Below are 7,121 nucleotides of genomic sequence, written 5' to 3' on the forward strand. Positions count from 1 at the left end.
ACGGGGGCGGGTGCGCCCCGCTCAGCCCGCGTGGCGGTTCACGGCGGCGAGCACCGGGGCCACGCCGTCCTCCTCCCGCAGCCGGGCGGCGAGGGCCCGGGCGCGGCGCGCGTGCTCCGGGCCGGCGGTGGCCGCGCGCAGCGCCGCGGCGAGACCGCCGGCCGTCAGCCGGCGCAGCGGGACGGCGGCGGGGGCCACCCCGAGGCCGGTGAGGCGCCCGGCCCAGAACGCGGCGTCGAACTGGATCGGGACGGGGACGGCCGGGACCCCGGCGCGCAGGCCCGCCGCCGTGGTGCCGGCTCCGGCGTGGTGCACCACGACGGCCGTCCGGGGGAAGAGCAGGCTGTGCGGGACGTCGTCGACGGTGATCACGTCCGGACCCTCGGCGTGCAGCTCGCTCCAGCCGCGCTGGACCACACCGCGCAGTCCGGCCGCGCGCAGCGCCGCCACGACCGTGCGGGAGACCCGCTCGGGGTCGGGCACCGCCGCGCTGCCCAGGCCGACGAAGACCGGCGGGTCGCCCGCATCGAGGAAGGCGCTGAGCTCCTGCGGGAGTTCGGCCTCGGGCGGATCGCCGGGCCACCAGTAGCCGGCCACCCGCAGGCCCGGCCGCCAGTCGCCGGGACGCGGCACCACGAGTTCGCTGAAGCCGTGGAAGACCGGCCAGTCGGCCTGCTCGCGGGCCCGGCGGGCGGAGCGCAGGCTGCGCCGGGGCAGCCCGAGGCGTGCGCGGGTGCGGCGGACGGCCTCGGTGAAGATGCTGTCCACGGCCGCGTTCACGGCACGCCCGGCCAGCCGGTTCGGGCCCGCGCCCCAGGACCGGGCGCCGATCACCGGCGGTGCGAACGCGGCCGTCGCGGCGAGCGGTTGCAGGTGGAGGCCGATGCTGGGCAGGGCCATGCCCTCCGCGATCGCGTGCCCCAGTGGTGCCAGGGCGGCCGACAGCAGCAGGACGTCCTGGCCGTGCGCGGCGACGAGCAGCTCGTCCGCCATCCTCCCGACCAGCGAGCGCGCCATCGCGACCAGCCGGGTCAGCTTGCCGATGCCGCTGGAGCTGCGGTGCAGTCCCTGCCCGGCGGCGGACTCCAGGGCCTCGCGCGGGTCGACCGGCAGCGGGTGGAAGCCGATGCCGGCGGCCCGGGCGAGCGGCGCGAACCGGGCGTGGGTGACCAGGGTGACCTGGTGGCCGGCCCGGGCCAGTCCGGAGCCGAGGCCGGTGAACGGGGCGACGTCGCCCCGGGAACCGGCGGTCATGAGCGCGACACGCATGGTCGGCAGTATCGCGCCGGATGCCGTTCCGGTGGGCCCACGGCGCGCCGTTCCGGCCACCACGGCGAGCGCCCGTCGGCGTTCGAGTCCGGGGACGCCCGCCCGACCGTCCGGCATTGCGCCGCCGCGACCGGGCACGGGCGTTCTAGGCTGCGGAGGCGCCGCAGACCGCAGACCGGACACCGCAGACCGGACACCGCAGACCGGCCCCCCGGTGGGCGGGCGGGGCCGGCACCGACGAGGAGGGGACCTCATGCCCGAGCCGCCACTGTCCGAGAAGGCCGTCGTGCTGCTGCGCAAGGCGAACCCCGCCGTGATCGCCACCGTCCGCCCCGACGGCCAACCCGTCTCCACCGCGACCTGGTACCTCTGGGAGGAGGACGGCCGCGCCCTGGTCAACATGGACGAGGGCCGCACCCGCCTGCACCACCTGCGGGCGGACCCCCGCGTCAGTCTCACCGTGCTCGACGAGCACTCCTGGTACAACCACGTCACCCTGATCGGCCGGGTCGCCGAGCTGTACGAGGACCGGGACCTCGCCGACATCGACCGGCTCTCGCGGCACTACACCGGCCGCGACTACCCCGTGCGGGACCGCGGCCGGGTCACCGCGCTGATCGAGGTCGACCGCTGGCACGGCTGGGGCAGGGTCACCGGCCGGTTCCGCTGACCGGGGCACCCGGTCGCCGCAGCCGCGGACGGTCTGCCCGCCCACGGCCTGCTGCACCGAGCCGAAGCACGGCTACCACGGCACCGAAGGGCGGTGCGCACGCCGGGGGCGGTCGGCCTCGGGTGCTCAGCAGCGGCCGACGGGTTCGGAGACCGAGCAGCGGTTGCGGTCGAAGACGTTGGTGCTGTCGCCCTCGCGGTCGACCAGGTCGGCGGGGGAGTTGCCGACGGCGGTGTTGGCCGCGACGGTGTTCCGGGTGTTGGCCACGCCGACCAGACTGTGGAAGAACACGATGCCGCCGGACATCGGTGAGTCGCCGACGTTGTCGCTGACCTGGTTGTCCGTCACCGAGACCTCCTCGGCACCGGTGAGCAGGATGCCCGTCCCCTGGATGCGATCGAGGCGTCCGGCGGGCGGGCAGTACCTGTTGTTGGCGACGACCCGGTTGCGGGTGACGCTCAGCCGGCCCGCCCGGGGCACCGTCTCGTCGCCGACGACGAAGACGCCGCCGCAGTTGCCGTGGATGTCGTTCTGTGCGACATCGAGGTTGCGCAGGCGGCGGACGGCGACGCCGAGCCGGTTGTCCGTGAGCAGGTTGCCGCTGACCAGGGTGCCGGCGGTGTCGATCGCGCCGCCGCTGCTGTCGCCCTCGGGGTCCACGATGTTGGCGAGGAAGATGCCGTACTGGCCGTTGCCGGTCGCCTCGTTGCCCACGATCACGGCGCGGGTCGACTTCTCCTGGCTGATGCCGTGCTGGCCGTTGTCGCGGAGGTGGGCGGCGCGCACGGTCATGCCGTCGGTCGCGGTGGCGTCGATGCCGTTCTTCCGGAAACCGGCGACGGCAAGGGCCTCGACGGTGACACCGCCGAGCGGGCTCCGGTCGGTGCCGACGACGCAGATGCCGTGCCCGGAGGCGGCGCAGACGGTGTCGCCGGCGGTGCCGTCGGCGGCGTCGCCCGGGGTGATGACGCTGTCCGGGCCGGCGCCGCGGAGCGTGAGGCCGGCGGTGGTGATCCGGACGCTGCCGGGGTAGGTGCCCGGCAGCAGCTGGACGGTGTCGCCGGGGCCGGCCGCGTCGACGGCCTGCTGGATCGATTCGCCCGGCTGGACCACGTGCAGGCTGCCGGCGGCATGCGCCGACGGCGCCGCACCCAGCGTGGCCAGGACGGTGGTGAGGGTGGTGGCTGCGGCAGCGGCCGCGGCGAGGTGATGGACCCGTCGCGTGGGCATCTGTGGTGACCTGCTTTCTTGCCGCGCTCTCGGGGATGCCGGCGCGGTGACACGGTGCGCAGATGGGTGGCGGCCGGTGCGCCGGCCCCGCACCGACGCTAGGGGCGTCGCTCGGGGCCGGCCACCAGGGCTGGACCGTGGGGCTGACGATGCGTCGGCCGACCGTGTGAGCGCGGCCGTCCGGGGCGGTGCCGGGCGGGTGCGGCCCGGGCGGGATCCAGCCGGTCGGGGCGGCCTGCGAGGTGCCACTTTCGGCGTAGCCGGGAGTACGGGCGGGTCGTTCGACGGTCACGCTGGGAAGGCCCACGTCGGGGGGCGGACGGTGCACGGCTGCCCCCGCCGTTGCCGCGCCGCCACATCCACCGAAGCATCCCCGCGGCCACCGTCCGGAGATCTGGCCGGCCCGGCAGGGTGCGTCCGCTCGCGCCGATCGGCACCGCGGCAATGACCCAGGAGCCGCTCGCCGGGAGCGCACCGCAATCGTGGAGGTCCCCTGTGATCGTCCTGGTGTCGGACCGCCACTGCCGGTGACCATCCGCGTGATCCGTCGTCGAACAACCCGGATGCGCCGTGCCCGAGGCACGAGCAGCCGCCATTCACACCGAGGAGAAGCCACGTGCAGAACCGTGAGGTCCAAGAAGAGCGTGTCGAGCGTGTCGTGCCGTACACCCGCGACGACGCGGCCGAGAGCCGACCGCAGCAACGGATGATGGACCTGCTGCATGGCGCCCTCGTCACCCAACTTCTGGTAGTGGCAGTCGAGTTCGACATAGCGGAGCTCCTGGCCGACGGGCCGGTGGCGGTGCCGGAGCTCGCCCGCCGGTGCGGCGCGCACCCGCAGGCGCTGCGCAGGGTGCTACGGGCGCTGGCCGCCCAGAAGATCTTCCGGGAGGTGGAGCCCGAGACGTTCGCCCTGACCCCGCTGGCCGAGACGCTGCGCGCCGAGGTGCCCGGGTCGGTGAAGGCCTGGATCAGGTTCTGGGGGCTGCCCGAGAAGCTCCAGGCCATCAACTCACTGTCCTACTCGGTGCGCACGGGCCGTCCGACGTTCCCGCACGTGCACGGGACGGACTGGTGGTCGCACCTGGCAGCCCATCCGGAGCAGGCCGAACTCTTCAACGACGCGATGGGCGACATGGCCCGGCGCGCCCACGCCGCGGCCGTCGAGAGCTGCGACCTGACCGGCGTGGCGCAGGTGGTCGACGTCGGCGGGGGGCAGGGCCACCTGCTCGCCACGATCCTGCCGCGTTATCCGGAGCTGCGGGCCGTCCTGCTGGACCAGCCGTCGGTGGTTCGGGGCGCCGGGGCGGTGCTGGAAGCCGCCGGTGTCGCCGACCGGGTCGACGTGGTCGGCGGGGACTTCTTCGACAGCGTGCCGCACGGCGCGGACGCCTACCTCCTGTCGATGATCCTGCACGACTGGGACGACCGGCAGTGCGTGGCGGTGCTCGGCAGGATCCGGCAGGCGATGGCACCCGACGCCCGGGTCATCGTCATCGACGCCATCATGCCGGAGGACAACGCACCGCACGACGGCAGGCTGCGGGACACCGTCATGATGGCGCTGCACCCCGGCCGGGAGCGCACCGAGGCGGAGTTCACCGCGCTGTTCGCCGCCGCGGGTCTGCGGCACGTCGAGACCACCGGGCCGGCCTCCTCGACGGGCCTGCTCGTCGCGCGGTCCTGACGCCGCACCTCGACGACCTCCTCGGTGCACCGTCGTGGCGACCCGCCGTCCGGAAGGCGCGGCGGCCGGGTCGGCGGATCGGATCGGAAATGGCGACGCGCAGGCCGAATCCTTTTGCCGGGACGTCCTCTCTTATCCACGTAGGAGAACGTCGGACGGGCCCGGGAGGTCGCCTTGATCATCGGAATCGCTGCTGTCGCCGCACTGGCGGTGCTGTGTACCTGCACGCTCGTGCTGCGCAGGCGGAGGAACGGGCGTGGCTGACCGGAGCTGGCCCGGTGAGCAGTTGATCGTCGCGGCACAGGGCGGTGACCACGACTCGCTCACCGCCCTGGTGTCGGGCGCGCACCCGAACGTACGGCGGTTCGCGCGCTCCCTGTGCGCCACGCCCGAGGACGCCGAGGACGCGGCCCAGGAGGCGCTGATCATCCTGTACCGCAAGATCGGCACGCTCCGGGCCTCCGGCGCGCTGGCGTCGTGGATGTTCCGCATCGTGCGGAACGAGTGCCTCCGGCACGCACGGGCGGTACTGGGCGGTCCGCTGCCCGCGCGGGACAGCCCCGTGCTGTCGGCCGAGGACGAGGTCCTGCAGCGGCTGGAGGCCGGCCGGGTGGCGGCGGCGATCGCCGCCCTCCCCGCCGATCAGCGCCGGCTGCTCGTCATGCGCGACATCCAGGGCCTCGGCGGACGGGCCGTCGCCGACGCGCTCGGCCTGAGCATTCCCGCGATGAAGTCGCGGCTGCACCGGGCCCGCGCGGCGGTCCGGCAGACGCTGCAGGTCGCACCGGACCTCACACCGGGAGGACACCATGACCGGAGCAACTGACGGCTACGCGAGCACATCCCTGTCCCGGCACCTGACGCGCGGCACGGTGGGATTCGGTTCGCTGATCGGCTCGTTCGCCCTCGTTCCGCTGGTCGGGCCGGCCAGCCTGCTCCTCCTGCCGTTCGGCCTCCTCGCCCTGCGCGGGTGTCCGATGTGCTGGGCCATCGGCCTGGTGCAGACCGTCTCACAGGGCCGCCTGCAGCGCTCCTGCACCGACGGCCGGTGCACACTGACCCCCGCCGCACACGGCGACACCCGTCGCGCCGCCGGTCCTCGCCGCCGGGGATGAATCGCGATGCCCGGCGGCCGCGCTCACGGTGCCGGTGATGTGCTGCCGAGGGCGCGGAGCGCGGCGAGGCAGGCGGCGATCGCGGATTCGTGCGCGGTGCCGTGGCGGACGGCGGTCTCGATCGTCCGGACGAGGGTGGTGTCCGTGACCGGTCGTGCGGTCGACGTGGGCGGGAGGTGGGCCGCGGCCAGCTGCGGGACGAGGACCGTGTGACCGCCGAGGGCGGCAAGGGCGATCATGGCGGAGAAGTCGGTGCAGGTGTGGCGGACCCGAGGGGTGAAGCCGGCCGACCGGCAGGCCTGGAGGACGGAGTCCCCGCAGGCCGTTTGCGGGGGAGCGGTGATCCACGAAGTGTCCGCGAGTTCCGCCAGGTCGATCGCGGTTCGCGAGGGGTCGGCGGCGGGGTGGTCGTTCGGCAGGACGGCGACCAGGGGATCGGTCCGCAGGGTGCGGGTCTCCACGCCGTGCGGAGGGGGTGTGGCGAGGTTGCTGTAGCGGTAGAGCAGGGCGATGTCGGCCCGGCGCTGGAGCAGGAGCCGTACCGCAGCCTCGGGTTCCGCCTCGGTGATGTGGAGCCGCAGGCCCGGACAGGTGCCTTCCAGGGCCTTGCCGAGAGGTGCGGCCACCGGAACGAGGGCACTGGGGAAGCAGGCGAGCCGGAGGGGACCTGCGGGGTTCTCGACCTCGGTGTGCAGGCGGGCCCGGGCGTGTTCGAGCGCGGCGAGCACGTGCTCGGTGTCCCGGGTCAGCCGGCGGCCGGCGGGGGTGAGGTGGACGGAGCGGCCGGTGCGTTCCAGCAGGCGGATCCCCGTCTCCTCTTCGAGGAGTCGCAGCTGCTGCGAGACGGCGGAGGGCGTGACGCCGTGGAGTTCGGCCACGGCGGTCACCGTGCCGTGCACGTCCAGGTCGCGCAGGAGGACGAGTCGCCGCACATCGAGCATTAGTTCATCTTAACGCCGTGCTGTAGGGAATGTAGCTGGACGCGGGGGTGCGCGGGCGGCCACCCTGGCTGCTCCAGTCCGATGCCCCGATCAGTGCCAGGAGAGTTCCGTGCGTGCCACCGTGATCCACGGCCCCAACGACATCCGGATCGAGGAGGTGCCGGACCCGGTCGTGCAGCGGCCGACCGATGCCGTGGTGCGGGTGGTGA

The 7,121-nt window shown here is 74.2% G+C and carries 7 protein-coding genes; 4 read left to right on the forward strand and 3 right to left on the reverse strand.

Going from position 1 to position 7,121, the window contains the following annotated elements; all coding sequences use genetic code 11:
• Positions 1-21: 21 nt before the first annotated feature.
• Entirely contained in the window at positions 22-1,269 is a 1,248-nt protein-coding gene (locus tag IE98_RS0139975; protein WP_199923054.1) for a glycosyltransferase, read from the reverse strand.
• A 253-nt stretch (positions 1,270-1,522) separates the two neighbouring features.
• On the opposite strand from IE98_RS0139975, the gene IE98_RS0139980 reads away from it, so the two are divergent.
• Positions 1,523-1,939: a PPOX class F420-dependent oxidoreductase gene (locus tag IE98_RS0139980; RefSeq protein ID WP_030277459.1), complete on the forward strand. Its 417-nt coding sequence runs from the start codon at positions 1,523-1,525 to the stop codon at positions 1,937-1,939.
• 126 nt (positions 1,940-2,065) lie between these two features.
• Here the strand turns inward: IE98_RS0139980 and IE98_RS0139985 are convergent, their stop codons facing one another.
• Entirely contained in the window at positions 2,066-3,169 is a 1,104-nt protein-coding gene (locus IE98_RS0139985) for a right-handed parallel beta-helix repeat-containing protein (RefSeq protein ID WP_030277460.1), read from the reverse strand.
• A gap of 616 nt (positions 3,170-3,785) precedes the next feature.
• Between IE98_RS0139985 and IE98_RS0139990 the strand changes: the two genes are divergently transcribed.
• The 3 genes from IE98_RS0139990 (at position 3,786) to IE98_RS0140000 (ending at position 5,971) form a co-directional block, all read left to right on the forward strand.
• Positions 3,786-4,856, forward strand: coding sequence for a methyltransferase (locus tag IE98_RS0139990; RefSeq protein ID WP_199923055.1), 1,071 nt, complete (start codon positions 3,786-3,788; stop codon positions 4,854-4,856).
• A gap of 256 nt (positions 4,857-5,112) precedes the next feature.
• Positions 5,113-5,682: an RNA polymerase sigma factor gene (locus tag IE98_RS0139995; RefSeq protein ID WP_030277462.1), complete on the forward strand. Its 570-nt coding sequence runs from the start codon at positions 5,113-5,115 to the stop codon at positions 5,680-5,682.
• Positions 5,666-5,971, forward strand: a complete 306-nt coding sequence (locus tag IE98_RS0140000; protein ID WP_052391575.1) for a hypothetical protein — start codon at positions 5,666-5,668, stop codon at positions 5,969-5,971. Before IE98_RS0139995 ends, IE98_RS0140000 begins: the two co-directional genes overlap by 17 nt.
• A 23-nt stretch (positions 5,972-5,994) precedes the next feature.
• Here IE98_RS0140000 and IE98_RS0140005 read toward each other — a convergent pair whose 3' ends face one another.
• Positions 5,995-6,912 carry a LysR family transcriptional regulator gene (locus IE98_RS0140005; protein ID WP_030277465.1) on the reverse strand — a complete coding sequence of 306 codons (918 nt, stop codon included), beginning with the start codon at positions 6,910-6,912 and terminating at the stop codon, positions 5,995-5,997.
• Positions 6,913-7,121: the final 209 nt, after the last annotated feature.

Origin of the sequence: Streptomyces sp. NRRL B-24484 (assembly GCF_000717715.1) — a bacterium.
Taxonomy (GTDB): Bacteria; Actinomycetota; Actinomycetes; order Streptomycetales; family Streptomycetaceae; genus Kitasatospora.